This window comes from Aeromonas sp. 600527, assembly GCF_049175415.1.
GTDB lineage: Bacteria > Pseudomonadota > Gammaproteobacteria > Enterobacterales > Aeromonadaceae > Aeromonas > Aeromonas veronii_A.
The window spans coordinates 1-922 of the sequence record NZ_JAAKVA010000041.1; the positions used below are offsets into that span (position 1 = coordinate 1).

The following is a 922-nucleotide window of genomic DNA, read 5'->3' on the forward strand; positions in this document are numbered from 1 at the left end:
GGAAATTTCATTGTTAATAAGTTTTACCAAGACAGTATTCAGTTATTAAAGCCACTATATCGAGATACTCATGGTTTTTCATTTTCTTTAGACAGGAGAAATCAACGACTAAAAAAGATTATAAATATTGCTTTAGAGGAGATACTAGACGGAAAACGTGAGGAAATTGCAAAGCGTTGGAATGGAGGTGGACTTTCTATCAGCGCGCGTAAGGTTGAGTTAAGTAACGAGCAGTGGAACTGGCTAGGTAAACAAAAAAAAATAAAAATTGGCGTTAATGATGGTGTTCCTCCGCTTAGCTTTCTAGATGTAAATAACACCTTGCATGGGGTTGTTGCTGACTTGCTGCAAGTTCTGCGGGCGAAACTGGGTGTTGAAATAGAGATTGTACCGGTTAAGACGACTACACAGATGCTAAAGCTGCTTGACGAGCGTCAGGTAGACATAGCGGTATTGAGCCCATCGGACGCACGTAGAAGTAGTTATTTGTTTAGCCGCGCCTTTGTACCGGATCCTTTAGCTTATGTTGTAGGAGTCAGTCACGAGGCAACGGTGCCGGAGACGTTACTTAAAACCGGTACGGTTGCGATGGTAAAGGATTTTATTTCCGAACAGGCGATTGAGGAAGAGTATGGCCAGTTGAAGGCCAAGCAGTTCGATCGCATCGAAGATGCATTGCGTTGTGTGGCAAGCAAGCTTTGTGATGTGACCGTGCTTCCATTGCGAGTTGCCAAGTACTACATAAATAGCAAGTTTCAGGACAGCCTGTTCATTACGGGTGAACTTTTTGAATCTATTCCAATAAGCGCAGCTTTTGCTGTTCCCCCGGAGCGCCGGATTTTAAGGGACATCCTGGATCAAGTGATAGCCATGATTCCGCCGGATGAGCTGGAGGGCCTTTCCAATCGCTGGCGCGTCAGTA

At 44.7% G+C, this 922-nt stretch carries 1 protein-coding gene; it reads left to right on the plus strand.

From position 1 onward, the window contains the following. On the plus strand, window positions 1-922 hold a 922-nt coding region (locus G5154_RS21115; protein ID WP_421263989.1), incomplete at both ends, for a transporter substrate-binding domain-containing protein.